Origin of the sequence: Pseudomonas sp. 22490 (assembly GCF_052044465.1) — a bacterium.
In the GTDB taxonomy this organism is placed as follows: Bacteria; Pseudomonadota; Gammaproteobacteria; order Pseudomonadales; family Pseudomonadaceae; genus Pseudomonas; species Pseudomonas aeruginosa.
The window spans coordinates 1-19,153 of the sequence record NZ_JBQENS010000032.1 but is presented as its reverse complement, the minus strand read 5'-3'; the positions used below and the strand labels follow the sequence as shown (position 1 = coordinate 19,153).

Below are 19,153 nucleotides of genomic sequence, written 5' to 3'. Positions count from 1 at the left end.
CGGGCGTCATCGCCTATGGATGCCGGGCGCGGGGCTGGCGATCTGGCAGCCTGGCTGGCCCATGCGGGCATCCGGTCGTGCAAGCACATTCGCGACGGAACGGGCCGTCAGGCTCTGGTCATGAGGTATCCGCTGCGGTCGCGTCTGCGGGGGGCTGTTTCAAGCGCTAATGGCGCACTTACCGACGCAAAACTCTTCATTGCTCGCCACACTCTCGTGAAGTAGTGAAATACCTTCGATCCACGCTCTTTTGGAGACATGGGCCGGAAGGGCTCGTCTGTCGCGGGCATGCCTTCGCAGAATCGTGCGGGGTCATGCGGCATTCCTTGCCGAAAAACTCGCTACAGGCGTTTCAGGGCGTCTGCCTCATGGGGCAGCGCTCTACTGGCGGCTCTCTGTGGGGGGATGGCGCGGGGGCCGGAACCCGATCAGGAGGCGTCCTTATAATCGGGGGGCGATTATAACGGTGAAAATCAAAAAATACCCCGCTCCTTAGACTTTTTTCCCATTCCCGGTCACGAAGTGCCCGCCGGCGAAAGCCCCCTGGGACAATCCGCCGCGCCGTATCTGCCAAACGCCGGGCATGCGTGCCCTGCGCCACCTGCCACAGGCGAGGAACCGCGCCCCGTGGCGAACGTCCAAGGCAATGCTGCGGTGCTTTCGCGGCGCCGTTATACTGCCGGCCATTCGTGCCCAACCCATGGAGAGATGAGCATGCTGCATCGCCTGTTGCTCAGCCTGATGACCGCAAGCGCCCTGGTTCTCGGCGGCTGCGCCCTGAGCCCGCAACAACTGGACCCGCAACCGGTCCTTAAAGGACCGTTGACCGCAGTCGGCCATGGCCAGCCGGTGGTGGTCAAGGTGGTCGATGGCCGTCCCGGCCCGTCCCTGGGCACTCGCGGCGGCCTCTACGCCGATACCAGCACCCTGACCGTCCGTAGCGAGGACGTGGTGCCCAAGCTCCAGGCCCAGGCCGAGACGGCCGTGCGCCTGCTCGGCTACACGCCTTCGGCCAACGCCTACAACGCGCCGCAACTGACCCTGACCCTGGCCGAGCTGAAGTACCAGTCGCCGAAGGACGGCGTCTACGTCACCCAGGCCGACATTACCGCGACCTTCCGCGCCGACGTGCAGAACAGCAGCCGGCGCTACACCGGTCGCTATGGCGCCTCCCTGAACCAGCGCTTCGGCATGGCGCCGAACCAGGCGACCAACAGCAAGCTGGTCAGCGAGGTGCTCAGCGACGCCCTGACCCGCGTGTTCAAGGACCCGACCATCGCTCAGACCCTCGGCCAGCAATGAGCCGGCGGTAACGAGAAAGCCCGGCGGATGCCGGGCTTTTTCATGCGCTCGGGAAACTCAGGCGGCCTGGTGGAACGGGTCCGGCTCGCCGATGCTGATGCGTTCGTCGGTCTCAGGCAGGTCGAGGTGTTCATGGCCGCAGGCGGTGCAGTACACCAGCCAGCGGTCGTCCTGGACATTGAAGGAAAGATCGACGATCACGGCCTCGATCTCGTCCAGGTGGTCGATCAGATAGTTATGTTCGTGGGGTGCGGTTTCCAGCATGACGACTCTCCTGTGTTGTCGTTTGCCTGGGTGGGGTTCTGTGACCGGCAAAGCACTTTCAGACTAGTCGGTCATTCTGGCGAGGCCGCGCCTTTTTTAGACGGATTGCTGCTAACCGCTGCGCTTCGTCGCGACAACCCGGGTGCCGCTGGCCGTCGCTCATGCATTCTGGATAGAATTCGACCAGTCCTTCCCCGCCGTCCCCGACGGTCCGTCCTGTCATCAGCTCACCCAAGGCGTTATTCGGTAGCCCCGGCGTGTGGTCCTGTTGCGGAGGTTATCGATGTCCTTGCAAGCCTTGTGGGCGCTGTTCCTCGCCCATCCCGCGCAGGCCGTGAACGGCCTTGCGCTGTTCTTCGGTGTCGCCGGCGCCTGGCTGCTGCTGGCCACCCGCGCACGCGAGCGTCGCGCCCTGGCGCGCTGGGCCGCGGAGGGCGAGGCGGGGGAGGCGGCATTGCCGATGGACGAGGCGACCCTGCGGATCAACCTGTTCTTCTACCGATTCGGCACCGCCTGCCTGGGCCTGGCGCTGCTGGTCAGCTGGGCCAGCACGCGGCTCTGAGAGCCCTGCCTCGGCGAGCCGAACCGCACGCGGATAAGCGTATCGCGGTTATCCGTCCATCGCCTGCGGGTTCGAAGCCGTTGCCCGATGGAGAAGCCCGGCGGCGCCGGGCTTTCGTCTTCAGGATTGCTGCTTGATCCGGTATTGGTTGAGCACCGGGTTGGCGTATTGCAGCACCAGCCAGGGGCGCTGCTCGGCCGGGCATTGCTCCAGGCGGCGGTTCCATTCCTTGCGCGCCTTCTCCAGCTCCTCGCTGCCGAACAGGCTCTCGGCCGTGGGGACGGCGAGGCCCGGGTCGCGGTTCTCGCTCATCTCGTAGGCCAGGTAGTGCACCGGGAACAGACGGTAGTTGCCGAGGATCTGCCGGTCCAGTTCGGCGGCCAGCTGCTTGGCGTCGCTGAACTCGCCCTCCAGCTCGGCACCGAAGTTGATGTGCACGCGGCCCTTGTAGCCGGTGATGCCCAGGGCGATGCTGGCATCGTCCTCGCCCGGCGCCTTGCGGTACTCGCCGGTGCTGGCGCGGGTGTGCAACTCGCGGGCCTTGGCCAGGTCGCAGGGGTCGTATTCGTAGCTGATCGACACCGGGATGAAATGCAGGGCGCGCACCATTTCGGCGAAGGGTTCGTCCTTGCGGCTCATGTGGAACATCTTGAGTATCGCCGAGTCGGTACGGTCGTCGCCGTCCTTGGCCCGCCCTTCGGCCTGGGCGATCCACACCGACTGGCGGTCCTCGCGGATCGAGTGGTTGATGTAGGCGGAGAGCGTCTGGTAGGCGGCGAGCTTCTCGCGCCGGCCGCTCAGCGAACGGTGCACGATGAAGCTCTTGTTCAGGCGCATCAGGTCGCTGACGAAGGATTTCTGCAGCAGGTTGTCGCCGATGGCGATGCGCGGGGTCGGCAGGCCGGCGTGGTACACGGCGTAGTTGACGAAGGCCGGGTCCATCACGATATCGCGGTGGTTGGCGATGAACAGGTAGGCGCAGCCTGGCTTGAGGCGATTGACCCCGGAGTAAGTGACGCCATCGGTGGCCTTCTCGATGGTGTGGTCGACGTAGGGCTCGAACTTGTCCTGCAGCGTGGCGACGCTGCGGATGCCGGTGACCTCGCGGGCCAGGCGATGGGCTATAAGAGGTTTGAGTAGCCAACCGAGGGGACCGGCCAGGCGCGGGAAGCGGTAGCGGACCAGGGCGCCGAGGAAGGCGTCGTCGCTCAGGAGGCGTTGCAATACCGCGGGGACTTCGGCGTCACTGTAGGGTCGGATGGCTTCGAACTCGCCCATCATGCTTTCTGGTTCCATATGGATGCTGCGAAGGCCGCCCAAGGGGGTGGCCGAAAATTGAACCGCGCGATTATAAACGGAACTCATAGGGGGTGCAGCGATGCTCGAAAGCCAGGCCTATAGCTGCCCTTACTGCGGGGAACCGGCCGAGGCGCTGCTCGACCTGAGCGCCGGCGACCAGCAGTACTACGAAGACTGCCCGGTGTGCTGCCGGCCGATCCTGTTCGACCTGCGCACCGATGGGCAGGACTGGTCACTGAACGTCCGCCGGGAGGATGACTGATGCAGCGCGTATATGAGCCGGCCGACCTGCTGGAGGCCGAGATGCTGGTGGGAATGCTCGCCAGCGAAGGGATCGCCGCCCATGTCAGCGGCCGCCACCTGGTCGGCGCCATCGGCGAACTGCCGCCTGGCGGACTGCTGGCGTTGTTGGTGGCGGACGAGCAGACGGAGCGGGCGCGAGAACTGATCCTCGCCTACAACGCCGCCGCCCCGTTGGCCGAGGAGCCGCCGGAGCCCTGCGGCCCCGGCAGCCTGTTGTGTTGAGGCGGCCGCCGCTCAGTCGGCCGCCAGTTCGAAGACCTGCCAGCGCACCGAGCTGACGCCCTTCTCCAGGCTGACCCGGCTGACCAGGCGTTCCAGCTGCGCCGGAGCTTCGGGGGTGCCGAGCAGTTCGGCGCGGACTTCCAGCTTGGCCGGGTTGTCCAGATCCTCGCTGTGCAGCGATTGCAGGCGCAGGTCGCTGCTGCCGAGGCTGTGCAGCATCAGGCTGCGAACCTGGATCTCGTCCTCGGCGCGGCAGACGATCTGCACTTCGTAGCGTTGCTCGGCCTCGCTGGCCGGCAACACGTCCTGGCGGTTCAGGCGTTGGGCGATGTCGCGCAACAGGATGTTGGCGCAGAGCACCACCAGGCTGCCGAGCGTGGCCTCCAGCAGCAGGCCCATGCTGCACAGGACGCCGATGGCGGCGGTGCACCAGAGGGTGGCTGCGGTGTTCAGGCCGCGCACGTTGAGGCCGTCGCGCATGATCACGCCGCCGCCGAGGAAGCCGATCCCGGAGACTACATAGGCGGCGATCCGTGAAGCGTCGCCGGCCAGGCCGGGCACGCCCTGGGTCATCAGCACGAACAGGCAGGCGCCAGTGCTGACCAGCGCGTTGGTGCGCAGGCCGGTGAGGCGTTGGCGCAGCTGGCGTTCGGCGCCGATCAGGGCGCCCAGGACCAGCGCGACCGCGACGCGCAGGAGAAATACTTTCCAATCCATGTTTCACCTCGTTGCCGGCCGACGGCCGGAGCTGGCGCGGGCCGACGGTCCGCGCGGATAAGGGACGATGGATTGCGCAGGACCGCGGCTTCCCGCTGCGCGTTGGCGCGAGGGAAGGGACACGAAGGGAAAATGGGGATGCGTCATCCCGGACGGGATGCGGATCGCCACTGTCCGCCATGTTCGGCGAGGCAGTGGCAGAGGGTTCTGCTGGACTAGCTCGCCGGATGGACCTGTCGCAATCGACTAGGGCTGTTGTCCAATGCAGGACTCCTGTGTGGGTTACAGAATGCGGGCGGCACCTTAAGCCTGGAGGATAGGCGCGTCAAGTTAAGATTGGGTTTCATTCAGCTTGCGTTCGGCAAGGCCAGTGTGGCGCTTCGGGTTACACTGTGCGGCTTTCCCTCACCAGGCAGTGCCAAGCATGAGTGGTCGTTACGCCCTGTTCCGCTGGAATCCGTCGCTGGCGGCCCTGCCGGGCTTTCCGGCGGATTGGCGGGCGCAGTGGAACATTTCTCCGGCGAACCAGGTGCTGATGGTTCGCGAGGACGCCGGTGCGCGCCGCGCCGACCTGGCGCGCTGGGGGCTGACCCCGGCCTGGCTCACCGACCTGTCGCGTACGCCCAGCCACGCACGGGCGGAAACCCTCGCCGAGCAACCGATGTTCCGCGAGGCGTTCCAGCAGCGCCGCTGCCTGCTGCCGGCCAACGGCTTCTATGAATGGCGTGGGGTGCGTAAGCGTCCGTACTGGGTCTCCACCGGCGAGCGCCTGTTGTTCTTCGCCGGCATCTGGGAGGCCTATCCGGTGCATGGACAAACCTGGCTCAGCGTGGCCCAGGTATCCCAGGCGGCCGCCGAGTTCCGCCGGCCGCTGCTGCTCGACGAGGCCGAGCAGGATACCTGGCTGGCTCCGGACACGCCGCTGCCGGCGCTGATAAGCCTGCTCGCCAAGCCCCAGCCGAACCTGCGCAGCGTGGCCCTGGCCGGCTTCGTCAACAAGCCTGAAACCGACGGGCCGGAGTGCCTGACCCCGGCCTGACGCTAGACCCTGAACTGATTCACCAGGCGCCGCTGCTGCTCGGCCAGGCGGGTCAGCTCGGCGCTGGCCTGTGAGGCCTCGTCGGCGCCGCCGGCCACCTGGTTGGCGACCTGGCCGATGTTGGCGACGTTGCGGTTGATGTCCTCGGCCACCGCGCTCTGCTCCTCGGCGGCGCTGGCGATCTGGGTGTTCATGTCGTTGATCACCGATACCGCCTGGGTGATCGACTCCAGCGCCTCGGCCGCCTGGCGCGCATGGCGCACGCTGTCGTCGGTGCGCTCCTGGCTGTCCTGCATGACCTTCACCACGTCGCGGGTGCCCTGCTGCAACTGCTGGATCATGCTCTGGATTTCTTCGGTGGCCTGCTGGGTCTTCTGCGCCAGGTTGCGTACCTCGTCGGCCACCACCGCGAAACCGCGACCCTGCTCGCCGGCGCGGGCGGCCTCGATGGCGGCGTTGAGGGCGAGCAGGTTGGTCTGCTCGGCGATACCGCGGATCGCCACCAGGATCGCGTTGATGTTTTCGCTGTCCTTGGCCAGGTTCTGCACCACTCCGACCGCGCGGCCAATCTCGCTGGCCAGGGCCTGGATCGCCGCCGAGCTGCTTTCGACGATCTGCTTGCCCTGGTGCGCGGCCTGGTCCGCGTGGTTGGCTGCCTCGGCGGCGTGGGTGGCGTTGCGCGCCACGTCCTGGGCGGTGGCGGTCATCTCGTGGACCGCGGTGGCCACCAGTTCGATCTCCGCCAGTTGCTGCTGCACGCCCTGGTTGGTGCGGATGGCGATGTCGGCGGTGTGCTCCGAGGAGTCGCTGACCTTCTGCACCGATTGCACCACCTGGCCGATCATGTTCTGCAGTTTGCCAAGGAAGGTATTGAAGCCCTTGGCGATGGAGCCCAGCTCGTCGGCGCGCTCGCTGCTCAGGCGGCGGGTGAGGTCGCCTTCGCCCTGGGCGATGTCGTCGAGCATGCCGACCAATTGGCGCAGCGGCCGGGCGATGCCGTAGCCGACCAGCCAGACCACCAGCAGGCCGAGGGCCGCTACCACCAGGCCGGCCAGGCTCATGCCGAGGATATCCTGCTGGCGCTGGTCGCTCAGCTCGCCCTGGAGTTGCTGCAGTTCGCCGAATACCGCCGCCTGGGGAATCTGCAGCATGAGGGTCCAGCGCACGCCGCTGTCGGCGATGGTGAAAGGCAGGAACAGCTCGATGTGGCCGTGCTCGGCGTCGATGTCGTAGAGCGGCTGGTCGACCGTGAGGTTTTTCAGGTTGTCCACTTCGTTGCCGTCGAGGACGCTGCCGGCGGGCTCGCCGAGCTTGCTGTCGTCGCGGGTGTAGGCCACCAGGCGGCCGTTGCTGGCGATCAGCGCCATTTCCCCGGCGCCATCGTAGAGCTGCTGGTCGGCGCGCTTGAGCAGGTCCTGGATGAAGGCCAGCGAGAGGTCGGCACCGACTGCGCCGCGGAACTGGTCACCGACCATGATCGGCACGTTGAAGGACGACATCATCACGGTCTTGCCGCCCATTTCGTAAGGGGCCGGGTCGATGATGCAGGGACGCTTGTTCTCTTTCGGACAGGCATAGAACTCGTTCTCGCGCACCCCGGTGGGCAGCAGCTTTTCGCTATCGATGCTGTCGGCCATGGCCTCCACGATCGGCTTGCCGTCGGCGCCGCGATACCACCAGGGCAGGTAGCGGCCGTCCGGGCCGTAGCCCTTGCCGGGTTGCCCGGCGAAGGCGGCATCGGTATCGAAGGCATTGGGTTCCCAGGCCATGAAGGTGTCGAGCAGCTTGGGGTTGTTCTGCACGGTGCTGCGCAGCAGCGCGGAGATTTCGTCGCGGCTGGCGTTCAGCTGCGGCATGCCGTCGGCGCCCGGCTCGCCGAGCAGGCGGGTGCTGTTGGCCAGGCCGTGGACCACCGTCAGCGGATACTCCAGCTCGCGCTGGATCTGGCTGACCTGGGCGCGGGCCAGGGCCACCAGGCGCTCGTTGATGACCTTCTCCAGCAGGCCCTGGGTGCGTTGCTGCACCAGCTCCTGCGTTCGCGCGCCGGCGAACAGGGCGTACAGCACCAGCACCACGACGACGCTTAGAACGCTGGCGCCGGCGAGGGCGGCGACAGAAAACTGGATCGACTTGAGCTTCATGATGGGACTTCTGACCCTTGTTGGAATTGTCTCTGAGGAGCTTATCGGCAGGAGGACGGCAAATCCTTAATCGGCCGTCGGAGATTTCCTCGCCAACGGCTGTTGCCGGCGTTCGAGGCGCGGCCTACCATGCGCTCGGCCTTCAGAGGAGAACAAAGGACCATGGCTCATCCCTTCCGATTCGCCACCCTCGCCGGCGCGCTGCTGCTCGCCGGTTGCCAGGCAGTGAACACCACCAGTGGCGGCGCCGTCGGCGTCGACCGCAAGCAATACATGTTCAGCATGTTGTCCAGCCAGGAAGTCGACCAGATGTACGCCCAGTCGTACCAGAAGACTCTCGGCGAGGCGAAAAGCGCCGGCGTGCTCGATACCAGCAGCGCCGACGCGCGGCGAGTCAAGGCGATCGCCCAGCGGCTGATCCCGCAGACCGCCGCCTTCCGCCCGGACGCCACCGGCTGGAACTGGGAAGTCAATGTGGTGAAGAGCGACGAGCTCAACGCCAACTGCGGTCCCGGCGGCAAGATCATTTTCTACACCGGGCTGATCGACAAGCTGAAGCTCACCGACGACGAGATAGCCGCGGTGATGGGCCACGAGATCGCCCACGCCCTGCGCGAGCATGGGCGCGAGGCCATGTCCAAGGCCTACGGCGTGCAGGTGGCCAGCCAGATCGGCGCCCTGGCCGGCCTCGGCCAGGAAAGCCTGCAGCTGGCCAATACCGGCGTCGACTACCTGATGACCCTGCCCAACAGTCGTGCCAACGAGAACGAAGCCGACCTGATCGGTCTCGAGCTGGCCGCCCGCGCCGGCTACAACCCGGAAGCGGCGATCACCCTCTGGCAGAAGATGGGCAGGGCCAGCGGCGGCGCCAGCCAGCCCGAGTTCACCAGCACCCACCCCTCCGACAGTTCGCGGATGGCCAATCTCCAGGCCGCGATTCCCAAGGTGATGCCGCTGTACCAGCAGGCCAGGCGCGGCAAGTGAGGCCAGGGCGCGCGGTCGCGGGGGGCGGCCGGCGCGCCGACAGGCTTACCATCGGAAACGCCTGTTGTGTATTTCCGTAACCTGCTGTTTGGTATCTCGCCGGTGTTCGGCCTAGACTGCTGGCCGACCCGCTTGCGGGACCCGTGGACGAACAGCCACTCTCACGCCCTGGAGCTCATGTGAAATACGCCGTACTCGGAGCCACCGGCCTGCTGGGACATCACGCCGCGCGCGCCATCAGGGCCGCCGGTCACGATCTGGTGCTGATCCACCGTCCTTCTTCGCAGATCCAGCGTCTCGCCTATCTGGAGCCCGAGTGCCGGGTCGCCGAGATGCTCGACCACGCCGGCCTGGAACGCGCCCTGCGCGGCCTCGACGGGGTGATCTTCAGCGCCGGCTACTATCCTTCGCGGCCGCGCCGCTGGCAGGAGGAAGTGGCCAGCGCGCTGGGCCAGACCAACCCGTTCTATGCCGCCTGCCTGCAGGCCAGGGTGCCGCGCATCCTCTATGTCGGTTCGGCATATGCCATGCCCCGCCATCCCCAGGGACTACCGGGCCACGAGGGGTTGTTCTACGACAGCCTGCCGAGCGGCAAGAGTTCCTACGTGCTGTGCAAATGGGCGCTCGACGAGCAGGCCCGGGAGCAGGCGCGCAACGGCCTGCCGGTGGTGATCGGGATTCCCGGCATGGTACTCGGCGAACTGGACATCGGCCCGACTACCGGGCGCGTGATCACCGCCATCGGCAATGGCGAGATGACCCACTACGTCGCCGGCCAGCGTAACGTCATCGATGCCGCCGAAGCCGGGCGCGGACTGCTGATGGCCCTTGAGCGCGGGCGTATCGGCGAGCGCTACCTGCTGACCGGGCACAACCTGGAAATGGCCGACCTGACCCGGCGCATCGCCGAGCTGCTCGGCCAGCCTGCGCCGCAGCCGATGTCGATGGCCATGGCTCGCGCGCTGGCCACCCTGGGCCGCTTGCGCTACCGGGTCAGCGGCCAGTTGCCGCTGCTCGACGAAACCGCCATCGAGGTGATGGCTGGCGGGCAGTTCCTCGATGGACGCAAGGCCCGCGAGGAACTCGGCTTCTTCTCCACCACCGCCCTCGACGACACCCTGCTGCGCGCCATCGACTGGTTCCGCGACAACGGCTATTTCAATGCCTAGGACGGTTGGCTAGGGCAGCGCTTTTTCCGCGAAGGGTCGGGTCTGCAGTCCCAGCTGGGCGCGAAAGCTCTCCATGTCGAACATGGTGCACAGCTCCTGCAACTGGCCCTGCGGGTTGAACACCCAGAAGCCCATCGCGGAAATGCTCAGCACCTTGTCGCTGGCCGGATAGCCCAGGGTCGGCCGGACGATGGTGCCGATCAGCGTGCTCCAGGTGAACACCTTGCGTTCCTCGCCGATGCAGTCTTCGACCACGACCTCCAGGTCCGGCATCGCCGTGCGGATGTCCTGCAGCAGGCGGATATAGCCGGCGGTATCCAGGGGACGGCCGATGAACGAGCTTTTGTAGAGGAAATCCTTGCTGTGCAACTGCTCCACCAACGCCATGCGGCCCTTGTTCCAGGACAGCTCGATGTGATGGCGGGCGAGTCGTTTCAGGTCGTGTGAGGGCATCTCCGGCTCTCGAGGGCGAGTGGTGGGGCAGGCATCCGGTGCCTGCCTGAACTGTAGCCGTTCCCATGCATTTTGCATTGGCCGCCCAGCCATCCCGGGCCCGGCGGCGCAGTCCTTCAGAGCCAGCCGGTCAATTGCGCGGCGTGCCAGGCGGCGTACAGGCCAAGTGCGGCGAAGGCGGCCGCGGCCAGGCGGCGGATCAGGGTCAGCGGCAGCTTGTCGGCGGCCAGGTTGCCGATCAGTACCACCGGTACGTTGGCGATCAGCATGCCCAGGGTGGTGCCGATCACCACCAGCCAGAAATGCGGATACTGGGCGGCCAGCATGACCGTGGCGACCTGGGTCTTGTCGCCCATCTCGGCGAGGAAGAACGCGATCAGGGTGGTGAGGAAGGGGCCGTATTTCTTCAGTCCGGACTCTTCGTCGTCGAGCTTGTCCGGTACCAGCGTCCACAGGGCGACGGCGATGAAGGAGGCGGCGAGGATCCAACTGAGGGTGGCTTCCGAGAAGAAGCTGGCGACCCAGGCGCCCACCGCGCCGGCAGCGAAATGGTTGGCCAGGGTGGCGGCGACGATGCCGGCGATGATCGGCCACGGCTTGCGGAAACGCGCCGCGAGCAGGAGTGCCAGCAACTGGGTCTTGTCGCCGATTTCCGCGAGGGCAACGATGAGGGTAGGGACGAACAGCGATTCCATCAGGCTTCCTAAGGGGCGGGTCGACCAATCACCATGACACGCGCCATCTGCCCGCCCCGGGTCAGATCGTGCGTGTCATAGGTCTTGTCAAACCCTTGGCCTGTCTGGGCAGGCTTGGGTCGCGCGCGCCATGGTCTGCGGACCAAGTGTGTTGACGCGTGCCGGGCGAGGCCGGTGCGGCGCTCGCGGGAGACTACTCCCCTAGGACGGGGCGCATTCTGCCCAAGCCGGGCGGCTTGGGCAAGCCCGGGACGGAAACTTTCGTCCGGGAGGGCGGCGAGGGAGCCTGATCGCAAGGAAACGTGCCGGCATCCGCAGCGATCCGCGAGGAATCGCTGGGCGGCAGGGTGAGTCAGGTATTGGTCGGGCTGACGTCCATTTCGTGGTAGCGAACGAAGCGTGCGCGCTTCTTCCAGCGGTATCCCAGCCAGATCGCCAGGAACAGCGGCAGGCTGATATAGGTGGCGAGGAGGCCGATCCAGTCGATGCGTTCGCCCACCAGCGCCTGGTAGTTCTGCCCGAGGGTGATGACCATGCACAGGGCGAAGGCGAACAGCGGCCCGAAGGGGAACAGCTTGGCCCGGTAGGGCAGGTCTTCCAGGCGGCCGCCCTGGGCCAGGTAACCCTTGCGGAAGCGATAGTGGGAGATGGCGATGCCCAGCCAGGCGATGAAGCCGCACATGCCCGAGGTGTTCAGCAGCCATGTGTAGACGGTGCTGTCGCCGAAGGCCGAAGTGAGGAAGCACAGGGCGCCGACCAGGGTAGTGGCGTACAGCGCGTTGCGTGGCACGCCGCTGCGCGAGACGCGGGAGAACAGGCGCGGTGCCTTGCCCTCGAGGGCGAGGTTGTAGAGCATCCGGGTCGAGGCGTACATGCCGGAGTTGCCGGCGGAGAGGATCGCCGAGAGGATCACTGCGTTCATCACCCCGGCCGCCGCGGCGAAGCCGGCGCGCTCGAAGAGCAGGGTGAAGGGCGACACGCTGATGTCGCTGGCATCGTTCTTCAGCAGGTTCGGGTCGGTGTAGGGAATCAGCATGCCGATCACGAAGATCGCCAGGATGTAGAACATCAGGATGCGCCAGAACACCTGGCGAATGGCGATCGGGATGTTCTTCCGCGGATTTTCCGATTCACCGGCGGCGATGCCGATCAGTTCGGTGCCCTGAAACGAGAAGCCGGCGATCATCGCCACCCCGACCATCGCCTGGAAGCCGCCGACGAAGGGCGCGTCGCCCATGGTGAAGTTGCTGAAGCCGGGCGACTCCACGCCATGCATGATGCCGAAGATGGTCGCCAGGCCGACGCCGATGAAGATCACCACCGTGACTACCTTGATCAGGGCGAACCAGAATTCGCTCTCGCCGAAGCCGCGCGCGGAAATCACGTTGAGGCCGAACATGATGCCCAGGAAGATCGCGCTCCAGTAGATGCCCGGCACCTCGGGGAACCAGAAACTCATCACCAGTTGCGCTGCCACCAGCTCCGCGGCGATGGTCACCGCCCAGTTGTACCAGTAGTTCCAGCCGAGGGCGAAACCGAAGCCATCTTCGACGAACCGGCTGCCATAGGTGCAGAACGAGCCGGAAACGGGCATGTAGGCGGCCATCTCGCCGAGACTGGTCATGAGGAAGTACACCATCAGCCCGATCAGTGCGTAGGAAAGCAGCGCACCGCNGGCCACGGTGGCCCCGGAGGCGACGAACAGCCCGGTGCCGATGGAGCCGCCGATGGCGATCATGTTCAGGTGGCGCGGCTTGAGCACCCGCCGCAATTGCTGGCCCTGGCTGGCGTTCAGGTCAGTCATCGGCGGCCTCCCGGCGGGTGGCCACGGAAGGGTCTGGCTGCGGGCGTGCGGGCAGGGAGAGGAAAAGCTTCATTCACAGGGTTCCAGGCAGAAATCAGGAGCGACGGGCGGAGTAGATGCGGAAACCGTCGCCTTCGGCGAGTGTCCGGCAGGGGCCGAGGTGGCGTTCGATCAACGGCGGGTACTTCAGGAAGCTGTTGGCGACCAGGCGCAGTTCGCCGCCCGGCGCCAGGTGCTCGGCGGCGCGTTGCAGCAGGCGCTCGGAGGCCTGGTAGTCGGTGTGCACGCCCTGGTGGAAGGGCGGATTGCTGACGATCGCGGCGAGTTCGCGCGGCGCGCCGTCGATGCCGTCGGCGGCGATCACTTCGCCGTCCAGGCCGTTGGCGGCGAGGGTCAGTCGGCTGCTCTCGACAGCGAAGGCGTCGACGTCGAGCAGAGTCAGGCGACTGGCGGGGTAGCGACGCTTGAGAGCCGCCCCGAGTACGCCGGCACCGCAGCCGAAGTCCAGCAGATGGCCGCCGGGCAGGGCTTGCAGTTGCCCCAGCAGCAGCGCGCTGCCGCGATCCAGGCGGCCATGGCTGAACACCCCCGGCAGGCTCACCACCTGCAGCTCGCCATCGGCCAGCGGCAGGCTGTAGCGCTGGGCCAGGGCGTGCAGGTCGGGCTCGGCCGGCGCCTGTTCGATACGCACCTGCCAGAGCTGGCAATGCCGCGCGCTATCCAGTTTGCGGGGCTTGCCGTAGGCGGCCAACTGCTTGCTCGCGCGCTCGATCCCGCCGCGCTTTTCGCCGACCAGGAAGAGTTCGCCGCCGGGCAGGCGGGCGGCCAGGCTGGCCAGCAGGTAGTCGGTCAGTTCGCGGGACTTGGGCAGGAACAGAACGGCCGAAGTCCAGGCGCCAGTCGGCGCGCGCGTGTCGAAACGGCTACGGCCGGGGAAGCGGGCGTCCAACTGCGCCTGCTCGCCGGCGTGCCAGCTCCAGCCCTGGGCCTGCGGTAGCTCGGCGAGCAGGTCGTCGGCGGGCAGGCCGGCCAGCAGCAGCGGGGTCGCGAAGAGGTGGCGCTGGCGCAGCAGCACTTCACTGCGAGGGTCCATGCGGGCTCCGGAAAAAATGGGAAATCTTAACAGGCTTGGGCCTGGCATACCCGCATGGATTGTCGGCGAGGATCGCCGTTCATCCGTGCGCGGTGCCCGCAGCGCCGTATCAGCCGGCGTTGACTACCCGCAGGGCGCGCCCGGCCTTCCATGCCTCTGCGTTTTCCGCCAGTTGGCCGACGATGCGCTGCCGCGCCTCGCGACTGCCCCAGGCGTTATGGGGGGTGACGATCAGGCGCGGGATGTCGGGGGCCAGCAGCGGATTGCCGTTTCTCGGCGGCTCGACGCTGAGCACGTCGGTGGCGGCGCCGCCCAGGTGGCCGCCGCGCAGGGCGTCGGCCAGCGCCTGTTCGTCGACCAGGCCGCCACGGGCGGTATTGACCAGGAAGGCGCCAGGCTTCATCAGCGCCAGTTCGGCGGCGCCGAGCATCCCGCGGGTGTCCTCGGTCAGCGGGCAGTGCAGGGTCAGGGCGTCGACCCGTGGCAGGAGTTCGCCAAGCGGCAGGCGGTCCGCCCGGGCGGGCCGTCCTGGCAACTGACCGAGCAGCACGCGCATGCCGAACGCCTCCGCCAGCCGCGCCACCGCCCCGCCCAGTTCGCCATGGCCGAGCAGGCCGAGGGTCTTGCCTTCCAGTTCGACGATGGGGAAGTCCAGCAGGCAGAACTGGCTGGATTGCTGCCAGCGGCCGCTGCGTACCGCCTGCTGGTAGTCCGGCAGGCGCGTAGCCAGGGCCAGTAGCAGCGCGAGGGTGTGCTGGGCTACCGAGGGCGTGCCGTAGCCATGGCAGTTGGCGACGACGATACCGCGCTCGCGAGCGGCAGCGAGATCGATGTTGTTGGTGCCGGTAGCGCTGACCAGGATCAGTTCCAGCTCTGGGCAGGCGGTGATGCATTGCGCGTCGATCGGCGCCTTGTTGCTGATCGCGACCCGCGCACCGTGCAGCCGCGCGGCGACTTCCTGCGGTTGGCTGGCGGCATGCAGTTGCAGCTCGTCGAAGGCGGCGTGCAGGGGGCGCATGTCCAGATCGCCGAGGTCGAGGGAGGCATGGTCGAGGAAAACGGCGCGCAGGGCATGGCTCATGGACGGTTCCTTGGCGGCAGCGGACGGGGGCTGCCTAGCCTAGCAAACCCGCGTGCCAGGGAGGTCTTCCGGTTTTCTTGACAGTGATTATCCCGAAAGTATTGTCGGTTTTTTGACGGTATTACATATTTAACCTCTGTAGTGTCATTTTTGAGTCACTCCGACGAACGGTCGCCCTTTCAAGTGGACAATTTTTGATCTGAAAGGCATTTTTTTGGCACACAAGGCGCAATGTGAATTGCTTCTCAGATTTTCGTCATTTAACTGACGAAATGCAGTGCTGGAAAACTGACGTGCGCCACGCAGATAGGGAGATTTTCATGGTCCGTCCGGATAGCCAGCGCGGCAAGCGCACCTCTTCGAAAGCTGGTAGGGAAGGGCGTTTCGTCCTTGCCGCCAGCAGCACCCTCATGTTCGCCATCGCCAGCATCAACGCGGCCATGGCGGCACCTACCGGTGCCCAGTTCAACCCCAACGAGATCAAGATCAGCCAGCAGGGCAAGACCACGCTGATCGACCAGAGCACCCAGCGCGCGATCATCAACTGGAAGGGCTTCGACGTCTCCGCCGACGAGGCGGTGCGCTTCAACCAGCCCGGCGTGACCTCGTCGACCCTGAACCGGGTCACCGCAGGCCAGGAAAGTGTGATCGCCGGGCGCATCTCCGCGCCCGGCCAGGTGATCATCTACAACTCCAACGGCGTGGTATTCAGCGGCTCGGCCAAGGTCGACGTGGGCTCCCTGATCACCACCACGGCGAACATCAGCGACGAACACTTCCGCCAGGGCAAGCTGATCTTCGACCAGCCCGGAAACCCCGACGCGCGGATCGTCAACGACGGCAGCATCAGCGTCGCGGAGAAAGGCCTGGCGGCCTTCGTCGCGCCGTCCCTGGCCAACAACGGCGTGATCAACGCCCGTCTCGGCACCGTGGCGATGGCCGCCGGCAACGCCGCGACCATCGACCTCTACGGCGATGGCCTGGTGTCCATCGCCGTGACCGACCCGGTTACCCGCAAGCCGCAGGATGCCCAGGCGCTGGTCAGCAACGGCGGCGCGATCCAGGCCGACGGCGGTAGCGTGCTGATCACCGCCGAGCAGGCTTCCCGGGTGGTCGACAACGCGGTCAACCTGTCCGGCGTGATCCTCGCCCGCGGTACCGAGGTGCGCGAGGGCAGCGTGGCGCTGGTAAGCAAGTCCGGGGACATCCAGGTCGCCGGCAAGATCGACGTCAGCGGTCCGAAGAGCGGCGGCGACGTGCTGGTCAGCGGGCAGCAGGTGGCCCTGGCGAGCACCGCTAGCATCGACGCCCGCGGCGCCGCACAGGGCGGCAGCGTGCGCATCGGCGGCGACTTCCAGGGCCGCGGCGAGCTGCCACGAGCGAAGAACGCTACGCTGGCCAAGGGCGCCAGCATCGACGTCTCGGCTACCGGCAAGGGCAATGGCGGCCTGGCGGTGGTCTGGTCCGACGGCAATACCCGCATGGACGGGCGGATCCTCGCGCGCGGCGGCGCCCAGGGCGGCAACGGCGGCCTGGTGGAGACCTCCGGCAAGGTCAACCTGAGCATCGCCGACAGCGCCTACGTCAGCGTCGCCGCACCCTACGGCAACGGTGGCACCTGGCTGCTCGACCCGACCACCCTGCGCATCGTCGCCTCCGGCGGCACCTCAGGTTCGGTGGGGGGCGCCAACGGCGCCAGCGGCGACGCGACGGTGAATGCCTCGGTGGTTACCGGGGCGCTGGCAGGCGGCAAGGTGACCCTCAGCGCCAGCGACCGGCTGTCGGTGGAAGCGCCGCTGATCACCAGCAACCTGGGCGGCGCCAGTCGCGGCCTGGAGCTGATCGCCACCGGACCTGCCGGTGCGGTGGATATCTCTGCGCCGATCCTGTTCCGCAACGGCAGCCTGGCAATCCGCGCCGGCGGCAACATCAGCTTCCTCAGCGGCGGCACGCCGCAGACCAGCGGCATCGTCGACCTGGGCAGCGGCACCCTGTGGATGCAGACCAGCACCGCCGGCAAGATCAGCCAGCAGGCCGGTACCGCGCTGATCGCCGCCAACCTCGCCGGCCGTGCCGGTAGCATCGACCTGGCTTCCTGGGACAACTACGCCGGCAACCTGGCGCTGCAGACCTTCAACGGTACGCTCAAGTACCGGCAGAGCAACGCCACCGGCGTGACCACGAGCGGCACGGTGTTCGATCCGTTCATCAACCAGAGCATGACCGGCACCGCGCAGAACATCGTCTCCAGCGTCGGTACGCGGATTCTCGAGGCCAACAGCGTTGGCACCACCGGCAACTACACGCTGACTGCCGACGGCAACAGCGAGTTCGACCGCCTGGTGTTCACCGCGCTGCCCTATCGGCGGGTCAGCGGTTCCGCCAGTTTCCCGACCAACGACTCGTCGGACTACCTGGTGACCAACCTGCGCTACCAGGTCAACGGCAGCAACGTCACCGCCACCCCGAACGGCGGTGCGCCCAGCGGGTTCACCGTCGCCGCCGGCAACGGCAGCGTCACCACCTGGACCGGAAACTGGGGCACCAGTTGGGGCGTCAAGGGCTTCGGCGGCGTGATCGGCGTGACCGACGAGCTGCAGTACGACGTCGGCACCGGCCTGACCGAGGAACTGATCTTCGGCCTCGGCGGCAAGACCAGCCGCGTCGATACCCGCCTGGACCTGTTCATGCGCGAGGGAGCGTTCAACAGCTTCGCCGAGCGCGCCCAGGTGGAGATGTTCAAGACCACCACCACTGCCGGCGACATCCTTTCCCGCCAGCAGACCGCCACCCTGACCGCCAATGACGCTACCCGCGTCTACGGTGATGTGAATCCGACTCTGACGGCCACGATGTCCGGCATCAACGCCATCGACGCCTACGTCAACAGCCAGTTCAACGACCTCTACCAGGCGACCGCCAGCACCACGGCGACCCAGGCGTCGAACGTCGGGCAGTACGCGATCACCGGTAACGCCAATGGCAGCGAGTATTTCAGCCAGCGTTACCAACTGGTGCGCCAGGACGGCAAGCTGACCGTCACGCCGGCGCAATTGATTGTCAGCGCCGACGCCAAGACCAAGGTCTATGGCGACGCCGATCCGACCCTTACCTACCAGGTCAGTGGCCTGAAGAACAGCGATACCGCCGCTGGCGTGCTGAGCGGCAACCTCGGCCGGGTGGCCGGGGAGAACGTCGGCAACTACGGGATACTCCAGGGCGGGCTGGGCCTCAACACGGCCAATTACACCCTCAGCTACGTCGGCAACGACCTGCGCATCACCCCGGCACAACTGAACGTGATCGCCGATGCCAAGACCAAGGTCTACGGCGACCTGGATCCGGCGCTGACCTACCAGGTCTCCGGTCTCAAGCGCGGCGATACCGCCGGTGCCGTGCTCAACGGCGGCAGCCTGAGCCGCGTGGCTGGCGAGAACGTCGGCGTGTACGGCATCAACCAGGGTGGACTGGGCCTGGTCAGCAGCAATTACACCCTGAACTACCAGGGCAATAACCTGACCATCACCAAGGCACTGCTGAATGTGATCGCCGATGCCAAGACCAAGGTCTATGGCGATGCCGATCCGAGCCTGACCTACCAAGTCAGTGGCCTGAAGAACGGCGATACCGCTGGCGCGGTGCTTAACGGCGGCAGCCTGAGTCGCGTGGCTGGCGAGAACGTGGGTGTGTATGGCATCAACCAGGGCGGCCTGGGTCTGGTCAGCGCGAACTACGACCTGAGCTACCAGGGCAATAACCTGACCATCACCAAGGCGCTGCTGAATGTGATCGCCGATGCCAAGACCAAGGTCTATGGCGATGCCGATCCGGCACTGACCTACCAGGTGTCCGGGCTGAAGAACGGCGACACCGCCGGTGCCGTGCTCAACGGCGGCAGCCTGAGCCGCGTGGCTGGCGAGAATGTCGGCGTGTACGGCATCAACCAGGGTGGACTGGGCCTGCTCAGCGCGAACTACGACCTGAGCTACCAGGGCAATAACCTGACCATCACCAAGGCGCTGCTG

Annotated in this window: 16 protein-coding genes, 1 pseudogene and 1 riboswitch; of the genes and pseudogenes, 8 read left to right on the top strand and 9 right to left on the bottom strand. The window is 66.5% G+C overall.

The genetic code is table 11. From position 1 onward, the window contains the following. Nucleotides 1-714 precede the first annotated feature (714 nt). A complete protein-coding gene (locus tag ACTJJX_RS27740) occupies nt 715-1,302 on the top strand; it encodes a YajG family lipoprotein (RefSeq protein ID WP_003094953.1) in 588 nt (195 codons plus the stop codon). 57 nt (nt 1,303-1,359) lie between these two features. Here the strand turns inward: ACTJJX_RS27740 and ACTJJX_RS27735 are convergent, their stop codons facing one another. Then, nucleotides 1,360-1,566: a hypothetical protein gene (locus ACTJJX_RS27735; RefSeq protein WP_003094951.1), complete on the bottom strand. Its 207-nt coding sequence runs from the start codon at nt 1,564-1,566 to the stop codon at nt 1,360-1,362. A gap of 283 nt (nt 1,567-1,849) precedes the next feature. Between ACTJJX_RS27735 and ACTJJX_RS27730 the strand changes: the two genes are divergently transcribed. Beyond that, nucleotides 1,850-2,128, top strand: a complete 279-nt coding sequence (locus tag ACTJJX_RS27730) for a hypothetical protein (protein WP_003114705.1) — start codon at nt 1,850-1,852, stop codon at nt 2,126-2,128. A gap of 120 nt (nt 2,129-2,248) precedes the next feature. Here the strand turns inward: ACTJJX_RS27730 and ACTJJX_RS27725 are convergent, their stop codons facing one another. After that, complete coding sequence (locus tag ACTJJX_RS27725) at nt 2,249-3,409, bottom strand: 1-acyl-sn-glycerol-3-phosphate acyltransferase (protein ID WP_003099351.1); 1,161 nt, start codon at nt 3,407-3,409, stop codon at nt 2,249-2,251. A 97-nt stretch (nt 3,410-3,506) separates the two neighbouring features. Here ACTJJX_RS27725 and ACTJJX_RS27720 point away from each other — a divergent pair, with 97 nt between their 5' ends. Further along, nucleotides 3,507-3,689: a CPXCG motif-containing cysteine-rich protein gene (locus ACTJJX_RS27720; protein ID WP_003094945.1), complete on the top strand. Its 183-nt coding sequence runs from the start codon at nt 3,507-3,509 to the stop codon at nt 3,687-3,689. Next, nucleotides 3,689-3,952 carry a putative signal transducing protein gene (locus ACTJJX_RS27715; RefSeq protein ID WP_003094943.1) on the top strand — a complete coding sequence of 88 codons (264 nt, stop codon included), beginning with the start codon at nt 3,689-3,691 and terminating at the stop codon, nt 3,950-3,952. Before ACTJJX_RS27720 ends, ACTJJX_RS27715 begins: the two co-directional genes overlap by 1 nt. Nucleotides 3,953-3,964: 12 nt before the next feature. Here ACTJJX_RS27715 and ACTJJX_RS27710 read toward each other — a convergent pair whose 3' ends face one another. Next, the gene (locus tag ACTJJX_RS27710) at nt 3,965-4,669 is read right to left on the bottom strand and encodes an MgtC/SapB family protein (RefSeq protein ID WP_003094941.1); all 705 of its coding nucleotides are present in this window, start codon (nt 4,667-4,669) and stop codon (nt 3,965-3,967) included. A gap of 424 nt (nt 4,670-5,093) precedes the next feature. Here ACTJJX_RS27710 and ACTJJX_RS27705 point away from each other — a divergent pair, with 424 nt between their 5' ends. Further along, nucleotides 5,094-5,708 (top strand): SOS response-associated peptidase, encoded by a 615-nt coding sequence (locus ACTJJX_RS27705; protein ID WP_003114707.1) that lies wholly within the window; start codon nt 5,094-5,096, stop codon nt 5,706-5,708. A gap of 2 nt (nt 5,709-5,710) precedes the next feature. Here ACTJJX_RS27705 and ACTJJX_RS27700 read toward each other — a convergent pair whose 3' ends face one another. Beyond that, nucleotides 5,711-7,849 carry a methyl-accepting chemotaxis protein gene (locus ACTJJX_RS27700; RefSeq protein WP_003099358.1) on the bottom strand — a complete coding sequence of 713 codons (2,139 nt, stop codon included), beginning with the start codon at nt 7,847-7,849 and terminating at the stop codon, nt 5,711-5,713. Between the two features lie 162 nt (nt 7,850-8,011). Between ACTJJX_RS27700 and ACTJJX_RS27695 the strand changes: the two genes are divergently transcribed. Then, nucleotides 8,012-8,833 carry a M48 family metallopeptidase gene (locus ACTJJX_RS27695; protein WP_003099360.1) on the top strand — a complete coding sequence of 274 codons (822 nt, stop codon included), beginning with the start codon at nt 8,012-8,014 and terminating at the stop codon, nt 8,831-8,833. Nucleotides 8,834-8,976: 143 nt separating this feature from the next. After that, entirely contained in the window at nt 8,977-10,002 is a 1,026-nt protein-coding gene (locus ACTJJX_RS27690; RefSeq protein WP_003121034.1) for an NAD-dependent epimerase/dehydratase family protein, read from the top strand. A 9-nt stretch (nt 10,003-10,011) separates the two neighbouring features. Here ACTJJX_RS27690 and ACTJJX_RS27685 read toward each other — a convergent pair whose 3' ends face one another. The 5 genes from ACTJJX_RS27685 to ACTJJX_RS27665 all read right to left on the bottom strand — a co-directional run bounded on the left by ACTJJX_RS27685 (nt 10,012) and on the right by ACTJJX_RS27665 (nt 15,128). Continuing rightward, nucleotides 10,012-10,455 carry a nuclear transport factor 2 family protein gene (locus tag ACTJJX_RS27685; RefSeq protein WP_003099368.1) on the bottom strand — a complete coding sequence of 148 codons (444 nt, stop codon included), beginning with the start codon at nt 10,453-10,455 and terminating at the stop codon, nt 10,012-10,014. 116 nt (nt 10,456-10,571) lie between these two features. Further along, nucleotides 10,572-11,150 carry a TMEM165/GDT1 family protein gene (locus tag ACTJJX_RS27680; protein ID WP_003094926.1) on the bottom strand — a complete coding sequence of 193 codons (579 nt, stop codon included), beginning with the start codon at nt 11,148-11,150 and terminating at the stop codon, nt 10,572-10,574. Between the two features lie 89 nt (nt 11,151-11,239). Next, nucleotides 11,240-11,364: riboswitch (yybP-ykoY riboswitch) on the bottom strand. A 138-nt stretch (nt 11,365-11,502) separates the two neighbouring features. Beyond that, nucleotides 11,503-12,954 (bottom strand): amino acid permease, encoded by a 1,452-nt coding sequence (locus ACTJJX_RS27675; RefSeq protein WP_440782042.1) that lies wholly within the window; start codon nt 12,952-12,954, stop codon nt 11,503-11,505. Between the two features lie 94 nt (nt 12,955-13,048). Continuing rightward, nucleotides 13,049-14,047: a class I SAM-dependent methyltransferase gene (locus ACTJJX_RS27670; protein WP_003135073.1), complete on the bottom strand. Its 999-nt coding sequence runs from the start codon at nt 14,045-14,047 to the stop codon at nt 13,049-13,051. 109 nt (nt 14,048-14,156) lie between these two features. Next, complete coding sequence (locus ACTJJX_RS27665; RefSeq protein WP_016852142.1) at nt 14,157-15,128, bottom strand: 2-hydroxyacid dehydrogenase; 972 nt, start codon at nt 15,126-15,128, stop codon at nt 14,157-14,159. 320 nt (nt 15,129-15,448) lie between these two features. Here ACTJJX_RS27665 and cdrA point away from each other — a divergent pair. Further along, a pseudogene (cdrA, locus tag ACTJJX_RS27660) lies at nt 15,449-19,153 on the top strand (two-partner secretion system adhesin CdrA); the annotation flags it as partial.